This is a genomic window from Streptomyces sp. NPDC045899 (assembly GCF_056431485.1).
In genome coordinates this window covers 12,259-30,918 of record NZ_JBWKKP010000026.1, presented here as the reverse complement: position 1 = coordinate 30,918, position 18,660 = coordinate 12,259, and the positions used below count along the sequence as shown (strand labels likewise).

The 18,660-nt window shown below is 70.9% G+C and carries 18 protein-coding genes; 9 read left to right on the top strand and 9 right to left on the bottom strand.

Translation table 11 applies throughout. The features are described from left to right. Window positions 1-27 precede the first annotated feature (27 nt). From hpt to folE, 3 genes are all read left to right on the top strand, one after another. Window positions 28-567, top strand: coding sequence for a hypoxanthine phosphoribosyltransferase (gene hpt, locus AC07FT_RS29750; protein ID WP_254740160.1), 540 nt, complete (start codon window positions 28-30; stop codon window positions 565-567). Window positions 568-832: 265 nt separating this feature from the next. Further along, a complete protein-coding gene (gene ftsH / locus AC07FT_RS29745; RefSeq protein ID WP_471191179.1) occupies window positions 833-2,872 on the top strand; it encodes an ATP-dependent zinc metalloprotease FtsH in 2,040 nt (679 codons plus the stop codon). A 122-nt stretch (window positions 2,873-2,994) separates the two neighbouring features. After that, complete coding sequence (gene folE, locus AC07FT_RS29740; RefSeq protein ID WP_479179039.1) at window positions 2,995-3,600, top strand: GTP cyclohydrolase I FolE; 606 nt, start codon at window positions 2,995-2,997, stop codon at window positions 3,598-3,600. 36 nt (window positions 3,601-3,636) lie between these two features. Here the strand turns inward: folE and AC07FT_RS29735 are convergent, their stop codons facing one another. From AC07FT_RS29735 to AC07FT_RS29710, 6 genes are all read right to left on the bottom strand, one after another. After that, entirely contained in the window at window positions 3,637-4,140 is a 504-nt protein-coding gene (locus AC07FT_RS29735) for a DUF3180 domain-containing protein (protein ID WP_479179037.1), read from the bottom strand. Window positions 4,141-4,202: 62 nt separating this feature from the next. Next, the gene (gene folK / locus AC07FT_RS29730; protein WP_471191173.1) at window positions 4,203-4,796 is read right to left on the bottom strand and encodes a 2-amino-4-hydroxy-6-hydroxymethyldihydropteridine diphosphokinase; all 594 of its coding nucleotides are present in this window, start codon (window positions 4,794-4,796) and stop codon (window positions 4,203-4,205) included. Further along, a complete protein-coding gene (folB, locus tag AC07FT_RS29725; protein WP_254739787.1) occupies window positions 4,793-5,152 on the bottom strand; it encodes a dihydroneopterin aldolase in 360 nt (119 codons plus the stop codon). Before folB ends, folK begins: the two co-directional genes overlap by 4 nt. 207 nt (window positions 5,153-5,359) lie before the next feature. Further along, window positions 5,360-5,848, bottom strand: a complete 489-nt coding sequence (locus tag AC07FT_RS29720) for a nuclear transport factor 2 family protein (protein ID WP_479179035.1) — start codon at window positions 5,846-5,848, stop codon at window positions 5,360-5,362. Beyond that, a complete protein-coding gene (gene folP, locus AC07FT_RS29715) occupies window positions 5,845-6,723 on the bottom strand; it encodes a dihydropteroate synthase (protein WP_479179034.1) in 879 nt (292 codons plus the stop codon). The genes AC07FT_RS29720 and folP overlap by 4 nt, the downstream gene beginning before the upstream one ends. Before the next feature lie 104 nt (window positions 6,724-6,827). After that, window positions 6,828-8,660, bottom strand: coding sequence for a phosphatidylglycerol lysyltransferase domain-containing protein (locus AC07FT_RS29710; protein WP_479179033.1), 1,833 nt, complete (start codon window positions 8,658-8,660; stop codon window positions 6,828-6,830). Between the two features lie 166 nt (window positions 8,661-8,826). On the opposite strand from AC07FT_RS29710, the gene AC07FT_RS29705 reads away from it, so the two are divergent. Continuing rightward, window positions 8,827-9,957 carry an alpha/beta hydrolase gene (locus tag AC07FT_RS29705; RefSeq protein WP_479179031.1) on the top strand — a complete coding sequence of 377 codons (1,131 nt, stop codon included), beginning with the start codon at window positions 8,827-8,829 and terminating at the stop codon, window positions 9,955-9,957. Window positions 9,958-9,981: 24 nt separating this feature from the next. On the opposite strand, the gene AC07FT_RS29700 is transcribed toward AC07FT_RS29705, so the two are convergent. Then, window positions 9,982-11,139: an ABC transporter ATP-binding protein gene (locus tag AC07FT_RS29700; protein ID WP_479179029.1), complete on the bottom strand. Its 1,158-nt coding sequence runs from the start codon at window positions 11,137-11,139 to the stop codon at window positions 9,982-9,984. A gap of 139 nt (window positions 11,140-11,278) precedes the next feature. Here AC07FT_RS29700 and AC07FT_RS29695 point away from each other — a divergent pair, with 139 nt between their 5' ends. The 4 genes from AC07FT_RS29695 to AC07FT_RS29680 all read left to right on the top strand — a co-directional run bounded on the left by AC07FT_RS29695 (window position 11,279) and on the right by AC07FT_RS29680 (window position 14,991). After that, the gene (locus AC07FT_RS29695) at window positions 11,279-11,959 is read left to right on the top strand and encodes an ABC transporter permease (protein ID WP_362436332.1); all 681 of its coding nucleotides are present in this window, start codon (window positions 11,279-11,281) and stop codon (window positions 11,957-11,959) included. Then, entirely contained in the window at window positions 11,959-12,699 is a 741-nt protein-coding gene (locus tag AC07FT_RS29690) for an ABC transporter permease (RefSeq protein ID WP_479179028.1), read from the top strand. The genes AC07FT_RS29695 and AC07FT_RS29690 overlap by 1 nt, the downstream gene beginning before the upstream one ends. Before the next feature lie 86 nt (window positions 12,700-12,785). After that, entirely contained in the window at window positions 12,786-13,745 is a 960-nt protein-coding gene (locus AC07FT_RS29685) for an ABC transporter substrate-binding protein (protein WP_479179026.1), read from the top strand. A gap of 130 nt (window positions 13,746-13,875) precedes the next feature. Continuing rightward, complete coding sequence (locus AC07FT_RS29680; RefSeq protein ID WP_479179025.1) at window positions 13,876-14,991, top strand: hypothetical protein; 1,116 nt, start codon at window positions 13,876-13,878, stop codon at window positions 14,989-14,991. Between the two features lie 98 nt (window positions 14,992-15,089). On the opposite strand, the gene AC07FT_RS29675 is transcribed toward AC07FT_RS29680, so the two are convergent. Both AC07FT_RS29675 and AC07FT_RS29670 read right to left on the bottom strand, forming a co-directional pair. After that, a complete protein-coding gene (locus AC07FT_RS29675; protein WP_479179024.1) occupies window positions 15,090-16,232 on the bottom strand; it encodes an NADH-quinone oxidoreductase subunit D in 1,143 nt (380 codons plus the stop codon). A 79-nt stretch (window positions 16,233-16,311) separates the two neighbouring features. Then, window positions 16,312-17,328 carry an SAM-dependent methyltransferase gene (locus tag AC07FT_RS29670; RefSeq protein WP_432035735.1) on the bottom strand — a complete coding sequence of 339 codons (1,017 nt, stop codon included), beginning with the start codon at window positions 17,326-17,328 and terminating at the stop codon, window positions 16,312-16,314. 133 nt (window positions 17,329-17,461) lie between these two features. On the opposite strand from AC07FT_RS29670, the gene AC07FT_RS29665 reads away from it, so the two are divergent. After that, a complete protein-coding gene (locus tag AC07FT_RS29665) occupies window positions 17,462-18,658 on the top strand; it encodes a sensor histidine kinase (RefSeq protein WP_471191143.1) in 1,197 nt (398 codons plus the stop codon). Window positions 18,659-18,660: the final 2 nt, after the last annotated feature.

The following is an 18,660-nucleotide window of genomic DNA, read 5'->3' as shown; positions in this document are numbered from 1 at the left end:
AGAGTGGCGCGGGTGGACGACAAGGACATGGGCACCGACCTGAAGTCGGTCCTTATCACCGAGGAAGAGATCAAGGCGAAGCTGGCCGGGCTGGCCGCCGAGATCGATGCGGAGTACGCGGGCAAGGACCTGCTCATCATCGGTGTCCTCAAGGGCGCGGTGATGGTGATGGCGGACCTGGCGCGCGCCTTGTCCTCTCCCGTCACCATGGACTGGATGGCCGTGTCGTCCTACGGCGCGGGCACCCAGTCCTCGGGTGTGGTGCGGATCCTCAAGGACCTGGACACCGACATCAAGGGACGGCACGTCCTGATCGTCGAGGACATCATCGACTCCGGTCTGACGCTGTCCTGGCTGCTGTCGAACCTCGGCTCGCGCGAGCCCGCCTCACTGAACGTGTGCACCCTGCTGCGCAAGCCGGAGGCGGCCAAGGTCGCCATCGACGTGAAGTGGGTCGGCTTCGACATTCCGAACGAGTTCGTCGTGGGCTACGGACTGGACTACGCGGAGAAGTACCGCAACCTCCCCTTCGTCGGCACGCTGGCGCCGCACGTCTACGGCGGCTGAGCCGTCCCGCCGCCGCGGCGCGCCCGGCGGGAACCTGTCGCGGTTTCCCGCCGTTGGAGCAGGGGAAGGCGGTTTTGTTAACAGTCCACGGCGGCGTCGGGTGACAATGCTGGGGTACCGTCCGAAGGTCAGCCTCTTTCGAGGCTGAGGATCAGACAGCTCATACACCACAAATACACCGCAATACACCGCACGCACAGGCGCCCCTCCAGGGCTGCCGTGCCTCACTGTGGCAGGAGGGACGGGGCGATTTCGCCCCGTATGGATGGACGTGAAGCGCTACTTCCGTGGGCCGGTCATGTGGATCGTGCTGGCCGTCCTCGCCGTGGTCGTGTTGATGCAGGTCGTCGGCTCGTCCGGCGGCTACAAGTCGGTGGACACCAGCCAGGTCGTCAAGGCGATCAACCGGAACCAGGTCCAGTCCGCCGAACTGACGACCGGCGACGAGCACAAGATCAAGATCAAGCTCAAGGACAACGTCGCGAAGATCTCCGGCAGCGACAAGCTCCAGGCCACCTACATCGGTGACCAGGGCGTCGACCTCGCCCGGACCCTTCAGGCGAATGCCCAGAAGGACAACGGGATCCCGGACGGGTACAACGTCTCGACGTCGAAGCAGAACCCGTTCGTCGGGATCCTGCTCTCGCTGCTCCCGTTCGTGCTGATCGTCGTGGTCTTCCTGTTCCTGATGAACCAGATGCAGGGCGGCGGCTCCCGGGTGATGAACTTCGGGAAGTCGAAGGCCAAGCTGATCACCAAGGACACCCCGAAGACGACCTTCTCCGATGTGGCGGGGTCCGACGAGGCGGTCGAGGAGCTCCAGGAGATCAAGGAGTTCCTCCAGGAGCCCGCGAAGTTCCAGGCCGTGGGCGCCAAGATCCCCAAGGGTGTGCTGCTCTACGGCCCGCCCGGTACGGGTAAGACGCTGCTCGCGCGTGCCGTCGCGGGTGAGGCGGGCGTCCCGTTCTACTCGATCTCCGGTTCCGACTTCGTCGAGATGTTCGTGGGTGTGGGTGCCTCCCGGGTCCGTGACCTGTTCGAGCAGGCCAAGACCAACGCCCCGGCGATCGTCTTCGTCGACGAGATCGACGCCGTCGGCCGCCACCGCGGCGCCGGTATGGGCGGCGGTCACGACGAGCGCGAGCAGACGCTGAACCAGCTGCTCGTCGAGATGGACGGCTTCGATGTGAAGGGCGGCGTCATCCTGATCGCCGCCACCAACCGGCCGGACATCCTCGACCCGGCGCTGCTGCGCCCGGGCCGCTTCGACCGGCAGATCGCCGTCGACCGTCCGGATATGCAGGGCCGTCTGGAGATCCTCAAGGTCCACCAGAAGGGCAAGCCGGTCACACCGGACGTCGACCTGTCGGCCGTCGCCCGCCGCACCCCCGGCTTCACCGGTGCCGATCTGTCGAACGTGCTGAACGAGGCCGCCCTGCTGACGGCCCGCAGCGACAAGAAGCTGATCGACAACCACTTCCTGGACGAGGCGATCGACCGTGTCGTGGCCGGACCGCAGAAGCGGACCCGGATCATGAGCGACAAGGAGAAGAAGATCACCGCGTACCACGAGGGCGGTCACGCCCTGGTCGCGGCGGCCTCTCCGAACAGCGACCCGGTGCACAAGGTCACGATCCTCTCCCGCGGCCGGGCCCTGGGTTACACCATGGTCCTGCCGGACGAGGACAAGTACTCGACCACGCGCAACGAGATGCTGGACCAGCTCGCCTACATGATGGGCGGCCGGGCGGCCGAGGAACTGGTCTTCCACGACCCGACCACCGGCGCCTCCAACGACATCGAGAAGGCGACCGCCACGGCCCGCGCGATGGTCACCCAGTACGGCATGACCGAGCGGCTCGGCGCGATCAAGTTCGGCTCCGACAACTCCGAGCCGTTCCTGGGCCGTGAGATGGCCCACCAGCGCGACTACTCGGAAGAGGTCGCCGCGCTGGTGGACGAGGAGGTCAAGAAGCTCATCGAGGCCGCGCACAACGAAGCGTGGGAGATCCTCGTCGAGAACCGCGACGTCCTGGACAACCTCGTCCTGGCGCTGCTGGAGAAGGAGACGCTGAACAAGGAGGAGATCGCCGAGATCTTCGCCCCGATCGTCAAGCGTCCGGCCCGTCCGGCGTGGACCGGTTCATCGCGGCGCACCCCCTCCACCCGTCCGCCGGTGCTCTCCCCCAAGGAGCTGGCCCCGGCCAACGGCGCCCAGTCCCCGACGGCCTCCCTCGCGAAGGCCACCGCCCCGGAGGAGACCCCGGAGCGGACCGAGGAATCGGGTACCGGTCCGGAGAACTGACCGCGGCGTCCAGGGGCCCGGAGCCCCTGGACGGCCCCGGAATGAATGCCGCGTCAGCCAGGTTCTAGCCTGTTGACGCGGCATTCCGCATTTGTATGTGTGTGTGAGGAACGAGGCAATCCATGACCGACCCGGTGACGCTGTACGGCGAAGGCCGCATCGGCGAGTTCGATGAGAAGCGCGCCGAGAACGCGGTCCGTGAGCTCCTCATCGCCGTCGGCGAGGACCCGGACCGGGAAGGGCTCCGGGAGACCCCGGGGCGGGTGGCCCGTGCCTACAAGGAGATCTTCGCGGGGCTGCGCCAGCAGCCGGAGGACGTCCTCACCACCACGTTCGACCTGGGCCATGACGAGATGGTGCTGGTGAAGGACATCGAGGTGATGTCCTCCTGTGAGCACCACCTGGTCCCCTTCGTGGGCGTCGCCCACGTCGGCTACATCCCGTCCCATGACGGCAAGATCACCGGGCTGTCCAAGCTGGCCCGGCTGGTGGACGTCTTCGCCCGCCGCCCCCAGGTCCAGGAGCGGCTGACCACGCAGATAGCCGACTCCCTGATGCGGATACTGGAACCGCGCGGCGTGATCGTCGTGGTGGAGTGCGAGCACATGTGCATGACCATGCGCGGGGTGCGCAAGCCCGGGGCCAAGACCCTCACCTCGGCCGTCCGCGGTCAGCTGCGCGACGCCGCCACCCGGGCCGAGGCGATGAGCCTGATCATGGCCCGCTAGCCGGGTCCGCTGCGCGGGAGGGGCCGTGCTCGGCGCTCAGGCGCGGGCGGCGGCGCTGGGGCCGCCGTCGCCGTTCTGCTCGTCGTCGTCCTCGGGGAGCTTGCAGACGCGCTCCAGGAAGAAGGCGGCGGCGACCACGGCCGCCCCCGCGAGGACGGAGAAACCGGCGTAGATGGCCTGGTCCCGGCGGGCCGGGACATCGAGCTGGTCCATGGCCAGGAAGGCGCCCACACCGCCGTACATACCCGCGATCAGGGCCGCGACCAGGGCGCTGGCCTGGCCGAAGATCACCGCGCGGGCGGCCACCAGGGGATCCACGCCCTTGGCGCCGGGGCGGCGCTCACGCTGGGCGCGCAGCCGGGCGCGCAGGGACAGTGACGTGGCGGCCAGCACGACCGCGATCAGGGCCAGCACGATCGGTGCGGCCACCGGAACGCTGGGCAGCGTCCCCAGTGTGTCCCACAGCCGGGCGCCCGCCCACGACACCACCCCGGCCACGGCGAACAGCCCGACCAGCACCCGGATCCGAAGTTGCTCCACCGCGCGGTCGCCCCTCAACTCGTACGTGCCAACATCTCCCGAACCTACCGGGAGATCAACGTCTATTCGGGCAGGCGCAGTTCCAGGTCCTCACGGACCTGTACTCCGTCCTGGCCCATCTCGGTCAGCAGCCCGGAGACCGCGCCCCGGCCGGGGAACTCGGCCTGCGGGTCCACGTCGTTCCACGGGACCAGCACGAAGGCGCGCTGGTGGGCCCGCGGATGGGGGAGGGTGAGCGTCGGGTCGTCGGAGACCACGTCCTGGTAGGACACGATGTCCACGTCCAGGGTGCGCGGGCCCCAGCGCTCGTCCCGCACCCGTTCGAACGCCTCTTCGATGGCGTGGCCGCGCTCCAGCAGCGAGGAGGGCGGCAGGGTCGTCTTCACCAGCACCACGGCGTTGAAGTACGTCGACTGGGTGCCGGGCTCCACGCCCCAGGGGTCCGTCTCGTACACCGGCGACACGGCCTTGACCCGCAGCCCGGGAGTGTCCTCCAGCGCGTCGATGGCGCCCTGGAGGGTCTCCAGACGGTTGCCCAGATTGCTGCCGAGCGAGATCACCGCCCGTTTGGGGTTGCTCAACGTCACGTCGGCGGCGTCCACCCGCTCCACCACGGAGGTGGGAACGGGCTGCACGGTCGGGTCGCTGCTGCTCATACTCGGCTCCGGGTGATGGTGATGGTCACGTCGTCGAAGGGCACGGTGATCGGGGCCTGCGGCTTGTGCACCACCACCTCGACCTCCTGTACCACGTCGTGCTTGAGGCAGCGGTCCGCGATCCGCTCGGCGAGCGTCTCGATCAGATCGACCGGCTCACCCCGCACCACGTCCACGACCTCTTCCGCGATCTCCCCGTAGTGGACGGTCCTGCTCAGGTCGTCGGCGGTCGCGGCGGGCCGGGTGTCCAGGCCGAGCACCAGGTCCACGACGAACGTCTGACCCTCCTCGCGCTCATGGGGGAACACCCCGTGGTGCCCGCGGGCCCTCAGGCCGCGCAGCGCGACACGATCCACCCGAATCACTCCCGCCGGTCGTCGGTACGCGGGCACGTCCCGACGTGCCCGGAACGCACCACCCGTCCCCGGCCGTCTGCCGGGGTACCTCTCTCGAATCTACCTGCGGGCGCCGTCGGCACTCGCCCACGGGGTCACGGCGCGCACGCTCCGCGCCCCCGCGTCCCTGACCCCTACCCGCACCTCGCGGGGGCTGAACGGGGTCCGTCAGTCCGGCATCAGCCGTCCGCCGTCGTCCGGTCCCTCCGGGCCCTCCGGACCGTCCTCGTCACTCTCCGCCAGCACCGGGGAGCCGTGGTGCGACCAGACCTTCCAGCCGTCATCCGTCCGGCGGAACACGTTCGTAGCCACCACCAGCTGTCCCACCAGCGGCCCCAGCTCGCCCTCCTCCTCCGCCGGGGCGCCGCTCAGGATGTTCTCGGTGCAGGTCACCAGCGCGGTGTCGGCCAGCACCGACACCTCGACATCGGTCAGGAAGAACTGGATGTACTCGGTGTTCGCCATGATCAGCGCATAGGAGCGCAGCACCTCGCCCCGGCCGCGCAGCACCGGCCAGCCGGGGTGCACACAGGACACCTCGGTGTCCGCCGCGTCCAGCCACAGCCGCTCCAGCGCCGCGTGGTCGCCCTGCTCCATGGCCTCGTACAGCGCGGTGTTCGCCCGTGCCACCCGCTCGCCGTCGGTGAGGGAGGTCACGGCGCTCCCGCCGCGTTCCCGGCCGCCTCGATGGCCCGTGCCACCCGGACCGCGTCCGCGCTCGCCCGCACCTCGTGGACCCGGACCGCCCAGGCGCCCTCGCGCGCCGCGATCGCGGTGACCGCGGCGGTGGCGGCGTCGCGCTCCCGGGCCGGTGGCGGGGTGCCGTCGCCGGACGCCAGCACCCGTCCCAGGAACCGCTTCCGGGAGGCCGCCACCAGCAGCGGACGGCCCAGCTCACGCAGCGCGGACAGCTGTGCCACCAGCGTCAGGTCGTGCTCGGCCTCCTTGGCGAAGCCGAGGCCCGGGTCGATCACGATCCGTTCCGGGTCGATACCGCCCGCGACCGCGCGCTCCAGGCCGGTGCGCAGCTCGGCGAGGACCTCGCCGACGACGTCCCGGTAGACCGCGCGGTTGTTCATGTCGATCGACTGGCCGCGCCAGTGCATCACCACGAAGGGCACCCCGGCGGCGGCCACCGTGGGGATCATGGCCGGATCGGCACCCCCGGCGCTCACATCGTTGACCAGCCGGGCCCCGGCCTCCACGGCCCGCTCGGCCACCGTGGCCCGCATGGTGTCCACGCTGACCAGGGCGCCGGCCGCGGCCAGCTCCTGGACGACCGGGATCACCCGGCGCAGCTCCTCGGCCTCGTCGACGCGGGCGGCGCCCGGCCGGGTCGACTCGCCCCCGACATCCACCAGGTCGGCCCCGGCGGTGATGAGCTCATGGCCCCGTTTCACGGCCAGCTCGGTGTCGAACCACTGGCCGCCGTCGGAGAAGGAGTCGGGCGTGACGTTCACCACGCCCATGACCGCGCACCGGTCCCATTCCGGCAGTCCGGCCACCCGGCCCCGCCCACGCAACGTCGTCATGACCCCAGGCTAGACGGCCCTGGAGGGCGGACGGGGGACGCGGGCGAACCGGGCATCCAGGGATTCCCCGGGCGAAATCCCCGCCCGGGGAGCCATGGATGAGTTCAGGCCACCCGCTCCAGTTCCCGGCCGCGGGCGCCCTGCCCGTGGGCGCAGGGCCGGGGCTCGGGGCCCCGGGTGCGGCGCAGCAGCCGGGGGAGCGCCAGTGAGACGAACCCCTCGGCCTGCATCGCGGCGAACCCGATACGGGGCAGGTCGCGGGTGTTGCGGAAGACCACGAAACGCGGCTCCCAGCGCGGCTGGAACTTGGCGTTGAACTTGTACAGCGACTCGATCTGGAACCAGCGGGAGAGGAACACCAGCAGTCCGCGCCAGCCGCGCAGCACCGGACCCGCGCCCAGCTTCTCGCCGCGCGCGAGCGCCGAGCGGAACATCGCGAAGTTCAGCGAGACGCGTTTGACGCCCAGCCGCGGGGCGGCCTGGAGGGAGGCGACGATCAGCAGTTCGTTCATCCCCGGGTCGGCGGCGCGGTCACGGCGCATGAGCTCCAGCGACATTCCGTCCGGGCCCCAGGGCACGAAGTGCAGCACGGCCTTGAGGTCCCCGTACGGACCGTCCTCGGCGCCCTCGTCGGCGGCCTTGTGGGCGGTGGCGATGACCGCGTCGCCGTCGGCCGGGTCGCCGATCCGGCCCAGGGCCATGGAGAAGCCGCGTTCGGTGTCGGTGCCGCGCCAGTCCGCGGCGGCGCGGCGGATGGTCTCCAGCTCCTCCGGTTCCAGATCGCGGGCGCGGCGCACCCGGGTCTCGTAGCCGGCCCGTTCGATGCGCTTGACCATCTGGCGGACGTTGCGCATGGCGCGGCCGGAGAGGGTGAAGTCGGCCACGTCGACGATGGCCTCGTCACCGAGCTCCAGGGCGTCCAGTCCGGTCTCCCGGGTCCACACCTCGCCGCCGGTCTCACTGCACCCCATGACGGCCGGGGTCCAGGAGTGCGCGCGGGCCTCCTCCATGAAGCGGGCGATGGCCCCGGGCCACGCCTCGACGTCGCCGACCGGGTCACCGCTGGCCAGCATCACACCGGAGACGACGCGGTAGCAGACGGCGGCCTTGCCGCTGGGGGAGAAGACCACGCCCTTGTCGCGGCGGAGCGCGAAGTGGCCGAGGGAGTCACGGCCGCCGTGGGTGGCGAGCAGGGACCGCAGCCGCTCCTCGTCCTCGTCGGTCAGCCGGGCGGTCGGGTGCTCGGGGCGGAAGGCCAGATAGGCGGTGGTAGCGACGGTCAGCAGACCGAGGGCGCCGAGGGAGTAGCCGACGGTGTAGTCGGCGCCCTGCTGGTAGTCGATCGGCCCCTCGAAGCCGAACAACCCCCACAGCACGTGCTCCAGCTGCTCCCCGAGGGACGGCTCGCCCACGACCGCGTCCGGGTGCGACCGGACGATGAGCAGTCCGAGACCGACGCTGACCCCGCCCATGAGTACGAAGTTGGTCAGCGCCCGCCAGCGGCTGCGCGGATCGGGCAGTGCCGCGAACTCCTTGCGGTGGCGCAGGAGTACGCCCATCAGGGCGAGCGAGAGAACGGTGCCGCAGATGGAGTGACGGTAGAGCAGCTGGGCGGTGGCCCCGATGGGCAGCAGGGCCACGGCCGCGACCCAGGCCCGGCGCTTACGCCGTTTCAGCCCGTGCGCCAGCATCAGCAGGAGCAGGCCGACCACCATGGACGCGGCGGCGGCCAGGGAGCTGACCGCCCCCGGCAGCACCTCGGCGAGGGCGTGCATCCGGGTGTAGCGCAGGCGTGGGAAGACGATGTCCAGCAGCCCGATCAGCCCGCACGCGGTCCCGACGACGGTCGGGACCGCCTCGGGCCTCGGTCCGCGGAGCACCCGCCGTATCCGGCACGCAACCCCTCCGGACGTTTCGGCATCTTGACTGTCAGACATTTGCATTCCCGTCGCTTCGGTCAGGTGATTTGGTTCTCTGACGCAGCATCTGCACGATTTGCATCTTTCAAGATGCAGTTCGAGGCGGCGGGGTTCCGCCCCCAGCCACCGCTGGGAGGCGCCCCCGGCGGCGCGGGGGAGCCGGCCGCCCTGCAGGAAGATAGTGATGGGTCTCACCAGCGACAACATCGTGATCACGGCTGTGGTGGCCGCGGTGCTGCTGTTCGCGACCACGATATGGCTGTGGCCACGGCTGGCCGGGCGCGGGGTGACCGCCGTGCTCGGCCGGGTCGGCATGCTGCTGGCGACGCAGCTCACGGTGTTCGCGGCATTCGGACTGTTCGCCAACCAGTCCTTCGGCTTCTACGGTTCCTGGGCGGATCTGTTCGGCAAAGAGGACGAACCGGGTGTGGTGGTGAACCACGATGCCTCCGGCAACCGGGTACGGGTCACCGAGACCCGACAGGTGCCGGTGGACGGGAGTTCGTCGCCGAAGGTCGCCGGGCGTATCGAGAAGGTGAACATCCAGGGGCCGGTCTCACGGATCGCCAGCCGGGCGTACGTCTATCTGCCGCCGGAGTACTTCCAACCGCGCTACGCCGGACGGAAGTTCCCCGCGGCGCTGGTGCTGACCGGCTACCCGGGGACCACCGAGGCGCTGATCAAAGGTCTGAAGTACCCCCAGACCGCACATCGGTTGGCCAGGGACGGGCGGATGCAGCCGACCGTCCTGGTGATGATGCGGCCTACCGTGGCACCGCCCCGGGACACCGAGTGCGTGGACGTTCCCGACGGTCCGCAGACCGAGACGTTCTTCACCAAGGATCTGCCGAAGGCGGTGGCCGAGCACTACCGGGTGGGCCGAAAGGCCCGTAACTGGGGGGTCATCGGCAATTCCACCGGGGGCTACTGCGCGTTGAAGATGGCGATGCGTCACCCCGGGTCGTTCTCGGTCGCCGCGGGACTCTCACCGCTGTACAAGGCGCCGATCGACGCCACCACGGGCGATCTGTTCGGCGGCAGCGCACGGCTGGAGCGTGAGAACGACCTGCTGTGGCGGCTGGACCACAAGCCCGCGCCGCCGGTGTCGCTGCTGGTCTCCAGCAGTGAGCGCGGTGAGAAGAACTACCGGGAGACGATGCGGTTCGTGAACAAGGCGAAGGCGCTGAACCGGAACGGGGAGCCGATCCGGATCTCGTCGATGATCCTGGAGACCGGCGGCCACAACTTCAACACCTGGCGGCGCGAGGTCCCGGCCGCCCTGGAGTGGATGGGCGGCCGGCTCAGCGCCCGCTGAGCCGGCCGTGCCCGGCGCTCGCGCTCAGACGTCGGCCACCGTCTCGAGGGCCACGTCGCCCCGGGCGATCCCGCCCGCGTCGGCGTCGATCGAGCGGCGCAGCGCCTCATGGAGCCGGGCCGGGGTGAGGACACCGAGGAAGCGGTCGCCGTCCAGGACGGCGACCCAGCCCGCGTCGTGCTGGAGCATCTGGCTGAACGCCTGCTTCAGCGGCGCTCCCACCGGGAGCCACGCCTCCATGCGGCGGGCGTGGTCCCGGACGGCGCCCTCGGTGCCGTCGACCGCGTCCGCCCGGATCCAGCCGTGCAGCCGGTCGGCGTCGTCCAGCACCACGGCCCAGCGCGCCCGGTCCGCCGCCATCCGGGCGGCGGCCTTGGGCAGCGGGTCGTCGAGGTGGACCACCGGGGGCTGTTCCAGGTCGCCGGGTTCGATGGGGGTGACCGAGAGCCGCTTCAGCCCGCGGTCCGCCCCGACGAAGTCGGCGACGTACGGGGTGGCGGGCGCGCCCAGCACCGAGGCCGGGGTGTCGAACTGCTCGATCCGCCCCGAGCCGTAGACCGCGATCCGGTCGCCGAGCCGGACCGCCTCCTCGATGTCATGGGTCACGAACAGCACGGTCTTGCGCACCTGTGACTGGAGTCGCAGGAACTCGGTCTGGAGGTGTTCGCGGACGACCGGGTCGACCGCGCCGAACGGTTCGTCCATGAGCAGCACCGGCGGATCCGCGGCCAGCGCCCGGGCCACCCCGACCCGCTGCCGCTGGCCGCCGGAGAGCTGGTCCGGGTAGCGGTCGCCGTAGACCGAGGGGTCGAGCCCGACGAGGTCGAGCAGTTCGGCGGCGCGGTCACGGCCCTTCTTGCGCTGCCAGCCCAGCAGATGGGGAACGGTTGCGGTGTTCTCCAGTACGGTCTTATGCGGAAACAGACCGATCTGCTGAATGACATAGCCGATACGGCGACGGAGCTGGACCGGATCCGCCTTGGCGATGTCCCCGTCCTCCACCAGGATCCGGCCCGAGGTCGGTTCGATCAGCCGGTTGACCATTTTCATGGTGGTGGTCTTGCCGCAGCCCGAGGGTCCGACGAGCGTGACCAGCTCGCCCTCCGCGACCTCGAAGGACAGGTCGTCCACGGCCGTCGTGCCGTCGGCGTAGCGTTTGGTGACATGCTCGAAACGGATCATGGCTCCCCATTGTTGCCGCATTCGTGGCAGACATTGTTGCTGTTGTGTGGCGATCGGACGAGATTGTCATCTCCCGGGGTTAGGGTCACCAGGAATTGTGACGACCAGGTGGCTGCGGCCCGACGGGGGAGGTGAGCGTATGGCGGACCGGAACTGTCTGATCAGCAACGAGTGGATATGCGGCGAGTATGTGCGCACACGCAGTCAGGAGCTGACGGACGCGACGCTCCAGCACGTCTGGATCACCCTCGCGTCGGTCGCGATCGGACTGCTGGTCGCCTTTCCGCTCGCGCTGCTGGCCCGCCGCTGGCGGGTGGTGGCGGGGCCGGTGCTGGGGATGACCACGATCCTCTACACGGTGCCGTCGCTGGCGATGTTCTCGCTGCTGCTGCCCGTGTTCGGGGTGTCCGTCGCGGTGGTGATCACCGGGCTGGTGCTCTACTCGCTGACCATCCTGGTGCGCAACATCATGGCCGGGCTCGCCTCGGTGCCCGAGGAGGCCCGTGAGGCGGCCCGCGGGATGGGGTACGGGCCGCTGCGGCTGCTGTTCGGCGTGGAGCTGCCGCTCGCGCTGCCCGCGGTGATGGCGGGGCTGAGGATCACCACCGTCTCCACGGTCTCGCTGACCACGGTCGGCGCGATCATCGGCTACGGCGGCCTCGGCAACCTCATCTACGAGGGGATGCGCAGCTTCTTCAAGGCACAGGTGCTCACCGCCTCGGTGCTCTGCGTGGCGCTGGCGGTCGTGGCGGATGTGGCCCTGCTCGGCGTCCAGCGGCTGCTGACGCCCTGGGCGCGCAAGAGGAGGAGGGCCGCCTGATGGGCGTCGTGGGCGAGGCGTGGACCTGGCTGGCCACCGGATCGCACTGGTCGGGCACCGACGGGGTGTGGCACCGGCTGAGCCAGCATCTGTACCTGACGTTCGTCTGTCTGGCGATCGCCTGTGCCGTCGCGCTGCCCGTCGCGGTGCTGCTCGGGCACCTCGGCAAGGGCGGGGCGATCGCGGTCAACATCTCCAACGCGGGCCGGGCCGTGCCCACCTTCGCGGTGCTGGTGCTGCTCCTGCTCAGCCCGCTGGGTTCGCACGGCCAGTGGCCCACGATCATCGCGCTGGTGCTGTTCGCCATCCCGCCGGTGCTCACCAACGCCTATGTGGGGGTGAGCGAGGCGGACCGGGAGATCGTCGAGGCCGCCCGGGGGATGGGGATGACCGGCGGCCAGTTGATCCGCAGGGTCGAGCTGCCGCTCGCCTTCCCGCTGATCATGACGGGGGTACGGACCGCGGCGGTGCAGGTCGTGGCCACCGCGACGCTGGCGGCGCTGCCGGGCGGCGGCGGTCTCGGCCGGATCATCACGGCCGGTTTCCGGCTCACCGACACTCCGCAGGTGGTGGCCGGGGCGGTGCTGGTCGCGGGGCTCGCGCTGCTGGTCGAGGGGGCGTTCGTACTGCTGGGGCTGGCGTTCGACCCGATGCGGCGCAGGACCGGGCGGCGGTCTCCGTCGACCTACCGTCCGCCCGCCGACCAGGCTCCGAAGTCACCGGTGCTCAAGACGCGCTGACGGCCCGGCGGAGTGCCATAGCAGCTGTGGTGGGTCAATGGCGTCCCACGACGGAGAACGTCCGGAAATCTATGGATGGGGAACCCATGAGCAAGATCTATCGGGTGGCGGGAGCCGCGGCGGGTGTCATCGCGCTGGCGGCGGGGCTGAGCGCCTGCGGCGGCGACAGCCTGGAGAAGTCCGGGGGCGGTGACAGCTCCGGGAAACCGGGCAAGGGCTCCCTGGTGATCGGCACCGCCTCGTTCGCCGAATCGAAGATCCTCGCCGAGTTGTACGCGGGTCTTCTGGAGGACGCGGGGTATTCCACCAGCATCAAGACGGTCGACACCAGAGAGCTCTACGAACCGGCCCTGGAGAAGGGCCAGATGGACGTGGTGCCGGAGTACGCGGCGACACTCGCCGAATTCCTCAACCAGAAGAAGAACGGCCCGAATGCGAAGCCGGTGGCCTCCTCGGACGTGGACGAGACCGTCGCGGCGCTGACGAAGCTGGCCGGGGCGCGCGGGCTGAAGGTGCTCGAGCCCGGCAAGGCGGTGGACCAGAACGCGTTCGCGGTCACCGCGGACTTCGCGAAGGAGCACCAGCTCAAGACCCTCTCCGACCTGGGGAAGTCCAAGCAGAAGGTGCAGTTGGCGGCGGGTGACGAATGCCCCAAGCGGCCGTTCTGCCAGCCGGGTCTGGAGAAGACCTACGGCATCGACGTCACCGGGATCGACCCGCTGGACATCGGCAGCGTTCAGGCCAAGCAGGCGGTCAAGGACGGCAAGGACCAGATGCTCCTGACCACCACCACGGACGCCACCCTCGACCAGTTCGGTCTGGTCCTGCTGAAGGACGACAAGAAACTCCAGAACGCCGACAACGTGCTGCCGGTGGTGAATGCGAAGTCCGCGGGATCGAAGAAGATCGCCGACGCGCTCAACAAGTTGAGCGGTGTACTGACGACGGCCGATCTCACCCGGCTCAACAAGAAGGTCGACGCCGAGCGGCTCAAGCCGGCCGAGGTCGCCGAGACGTACCTCGAGGACAAGGGGCTGGTGAAGTAGGGCTACTGCCGGGGCGCCGCTGCCCGATAGCGGGCACGTCCGGCGGCCCGGCCCTTTTTGTCAACGGATTGACAACGGATCTGGCCCGGCGGGCACCCAAGCGACCCCTCCGCAAGGTAAGTTTCGGGCCATGCCACGTGGACGCCACCGCCAATCCCCACCGTTGCACAGGCTCCTCACTCCGCTGTCGGTCGCCGGTGCGTCAATAACCTGCGCCGGCGGTGCCTGGCTGGTCGGCGATACGGTCGTCATCCGTGGGCTCGTCGCGACCGCGGCGGCCGCGGCGGTCGTCGGGGCGGTGCTGATGCGCCGCTGGGACCGCGCGGCCGGCCGCCGGGTCGCGGAGGCCGCGAGCGAGACCGCACGCCAGGAGCTGAGGTACGAGGAGCGGATCGCGGACCTCGAGGCCGAGGCCGAGAAGTCGGCCGAGCTCCGCGCCGCGCTCAACGCCAAGTTGCGGTCCAAGCGGGCCGAACTGGCCCGGCTGCGCAATGAGCACGCCGAACTGCTGCGCCGTTACGCCACGGCCGAGACCGAGCGCGCCAGTGCCCTGGAGGGCCGTCGCCGGCTCGCCCTGGAGGCCGCGACCCCGCCGCGCGGGCTGGAGGCGGGACCGTCCGCCCGGTCCGGGGCCCAGGAGCCCGGGGCCGAGTCCGCCGACGCGGGGACGGCCGCGGCCGATGAGCCGCCCGCCGCCTCCGCACCCACCGCCGAGGCGTACGCCGCGGCCGATGAGGCACTGAGCAGGCTCCTGCCCAACGCGCGGCGGCAGCGGGAGGACCGCGAGCGCCGGGCCGCCGCCGATGTCACGGAGCCCGAGGCGTCCGGGGACGGCCGGGACGACCGCGGCGGGGACCGCGACCAGGACGGTGCCGCCGCGCCGGGGAAGTCCCCGGCGGCCGACGAGCGCGACGGCCCGCCGGAGCCGCGCAGCCACGCCCGTACGGTCGCCTCGGCAGTGGTGCCCTACGCCGCCGCCCGCCGGGCCGCGGCCCGTACCGAATCCGGCTTCGACTACTTCGGCACCCAGAAGAAGCACCCGAAGAAGCAGCGGTCCGAGGACTCCGGTTCCGCGTCAGCCGAGGCCGCCGCCGACGCGGCGGCCGAGGAGGACCTCGCCGATGTGATCGGCGCGGAGACGATGGCCGAGTCGGAGAAGGACGCCGCGGGCGAGGTCATCGACCTGACCGCGCACGACGAGACCGAGCAGATCGAGATCGCGGAGCTGCGCAGCGCGATCTCGTGAGCCGTCCCGTGATCCGTAGTGATCCATGAGGAGCGGCGGTCGCCCCGCGCGGCGGCCGCGCCGCTTCTCCCGGCTCCCGCCGGTCCGTTACCGGCCGATCACTTGTCGATGTCGCCGACGACGAAGAACATCGAGCCCAGGATCGCCACCATGTCGGCCACCAGCGTGTCCGGCAGAAGCTCCGTCAGTGCCTGGATGTTGTTGAACGAGGCCGAGCGCAGCTTGAGCCGGTACGGCGTCTTCTCGCCCTTGGAGACGAGGTAGTAGCCGTTGATGCCGAGCGGGTTCTCGGTCCAGGCGTAGGTGTGGCCCTCGGGCGCCTTGAGCACCTTGGGCAGCCGCTGGTTGATCGGTCCCGGCGGCAGCTCGGCCAGCCGGTCCAGACAGACGTCGGCCAGCTCGAGCGCGTTGTGGGTCTGGTCCAGCAGGCATTCGAAGCGGGCGAGGCAGTCGCCCTCCTCGCGCACCACGACCCTGAGGGTGTCCTGGAGCTCCCCGTAGGCCAGGTACGGCTCGTCGCGCCGCAGATCGAAGTCGACGCCCGAACCGCGCGCGATCGGTCCGCTGACCCCGTAGGCGTGGACCGTCTCCCGGGCCAGGGTGCCGACCCCGCGGGTGCGGCCCCGGAAGATCTCGTTCCCGAGCACCAGCCGGTCGTAGACGTCCATCCGCGAACGCACCTCGGCGACGGCCTGGCGGGCCCGGCCGAGCCAGCCCGCCGGGAGGTCCTCCTTGAGGCCGCCGACCCGGTTGAACATGTAGTGCATCCGGCCGCCGGAGATCTCCTCCATGACGTGCTGGAGGTCCTCGCGCTCCCGGAACGCGTGGAAGATCGGGGTGATCCCGCCCAGCTCCAGCGGATAGGAGCCGAGGAACATCAGATGGTTGAGGACCCGGTTCAGCTCGGCGAGCAGGGTGCGGGTCCACACCGCGCGCTCGGGGACCTCCATGCCGAGCATCCGCTCCACGGCGAGGACGACGCCCAGCTCGTTGGAGAAGGCGGAGAGCCAGTCGTGACGGTTGGCGAGCATGATGATCTGGCGGTAGTCACGCGCCTCGAAGAGCTTCTCCGCGCCGCGGTGCATATAGCCGATCACCGGCTCGGCGTGCTGGATCCGCTCCCCGTCCAGGACGAGTCGCAGCCGCAGCACGCCATGGGTGGAGGGGTGCTGCGGGCCGATGTTGAGCACCATGTCGGTGCTCTCCGCGGCGCCGCCGATGCCGACTGTCGTCTCCGTCATGGCACCAGTCTGTCAGCTCGCCCCGGACGGCCCGCCGGGGCTCCGCCCCTGGTCCGCCCCGCCCGTGCCGGGCTCCGGGTCACAGCGGGCCGCCGGGGCCCGCGCAGGCGGGGCCCACCGGCTGGAGCAGCCAGCCGAAGCCGCCGAGACCGGCCGGATCGGTCAGCTCGGCCGCCTCGCCCGCCGCGCTCAGCGCCCGCACGTACGCCGCCGGGTCCGTGGACGCCAGGGCGAGCGGGGGGCGGCCGCCGTCGACGCCCAGGGCGCGCAGCGCCTCCCGCTGCGACAGCAGCCGCGGGGGCGGCTCCCCGCCCGTGGCGGCGGCGCACGCGTCCAGCGCCACATGGGTGGTGAGGTCGCACGAGCCGTCGGGGACGGGCCGCACCTCACGGCCCTCGCGGAAGCCGGTGAGCGTGCCGAAGGGCGGACGGGCGGCGCGCTCGTGGGCGTAGTCGACGGCGACGGCGAGCCCCGCCCGCAGGGAGGCCACCGCCCCGGCCCACGCCGCGTCGCGCGGAGGGCCGAGCTCGGCGCGGCTGCCCGGTTCCGCGCCGTCCAGGGGCCACCAGCGGGCCAGCCAGCCGGCGTCGGCGCCGGTCACCGGGGGACCGAGCCGTTCGGTGCCGTCCACCGTGCTGACCTCGACCCGGCGCACCACCCCGGCCGCGTCGGTCTCGGCGATGTCCACCGGCACGTTGTCCAGCCACTCATTGGCGAAGAGCAGCCCCGTCACCCCGTCCGGCGGGGTGTCGTGCCACTCGATCCGGCCGTCGAGCCCGGCGGGCCGTGCCGCGCGCTCCACCGCGCACAGCCGCAGCCGCGCCGCCCGTCCGTGCGGCATCCCGGGCGCCAGGGCGAGGACCGCGGTCAGCAGCTCACCGCGGCCCGCGCCCAGGTCCACCAGTGTCAGCTCCCCCGGCCGCCCCAGGGCCTCGTCCACCCGGCCCAGCAGCTCCGCGACGGCCGTCGCGTACAGGGGCGAGGCATGTACGGAGGTGCGGAAGTGCCCGGCCGGTCCTTCCGCACGCCGGAAGAAGCCTTCCGGACCGTAAAGCGCCTGTTCGGCCGCGGTGCGCCAGCCGTGCCATTCCCGCATGTCGTTCGCCACACCGCAACGCTAGACGGACCCCGGAACGGAGCGGTGTCCACCTTCCGGAGTAGGAGCCGGCGGCACGGATCGCCCGTCGGACTGACCCATCAGGGTATCCAGCGTGCCTACGCTGGGTGACGTGCAGCGCCTCTACGATTTTCTCCGCCGTCACCCGACTGGGGTGGACACCTTCTGGGCCGTCCTCCTCTTCGGCGTCGGCATGCTCTGGTACGCGGAGGCGTCCCTGGGGACCGAGCCGCGGATCGCCGCGGTGCCGGTGATCCTGGCCCTGTGCACGACCATGGCGCTGCGCCGCCGTGCCCCCGAGAAGATGCTGGTGCTGGCCACCGCGTGCGGGCTCGTCCAGCTCGCGCTGGACATCAAGCCGAACCCGGCCGATATCGCCCTGCTGATGATCGTCTACACCGCGGCGGCCAACGCCTCGCGCGGCTACTCCCGGTTCGCCCTCGCCGGGGCGTTCAGTGCGACGGCCCTGGCGAGCCTGCGGTGGCCCAACGAGAACGAGAGCGGCTGGCAGGCGCTTGTCTCGGCGATCTTCGTCACCATTCCGTTCGTCCTCGCCTGGGTGCTCGGCGACTCCATGCGCACCCGCCGTGCCTACTGGGCGCAGCTGGAGGAGCGCGCGGCCCGGCTGGAGAAGGAGCGGGAGGCGCAGGCGAAGGTGGCGGTGGCCGCCGAGCGGGCCAGGATCGCCCGGGAGCTGCACGATGTCGTCGCGCACAACGTGTCGGTGATGGTGGTCCAGGCGGACGGCGCCGCGTACGTCATGGACGCCTCGCCCGAGCAGGCCCGGCAGGCGCTGGAGACGATCTCGGGCACCGGCCGCCAGGCGCTCGCCGAGATGCGGCGGCTGCTGGGGGTGCTGCGCACCGGGGAGCCGGGCGAGGAGAGCGACTATGTGCCGCAGCCGGACGTGGAGCAGATCGACGAGCTGGTGGAGCAGGTGCGCGGGGCCGGGCTGCCGGTGGACTTCAAGGTCGTCGGCAGCCCGCGCCAGCTGCCCAGCGGGGTGGAGCTGACCGCGTACCGCATCGTGCAGGAGGCGTTGACCAACACCCGTAAGCACGGCGGTCCTGACGTCGGCGCGAGCGTGCGCATCACCTACTTCGACGACGGGCTCGGACTGCTGGTCGAGGACGACGGACGGGGTTCGCGCCGCGAGATGTACGAGGACGGCGGGGCCGACGGCCGGGGACACGGGCTGATCGGGATGCGGGAGCGGGTCGGCATGGTGGGCGGCACGCTCGACGCGGGGCCGCGGCCGGGCGGGGGCTTCCGGGTCAGCGCCCTGCTGCCGCTGAAGCCGACCGGCTGACC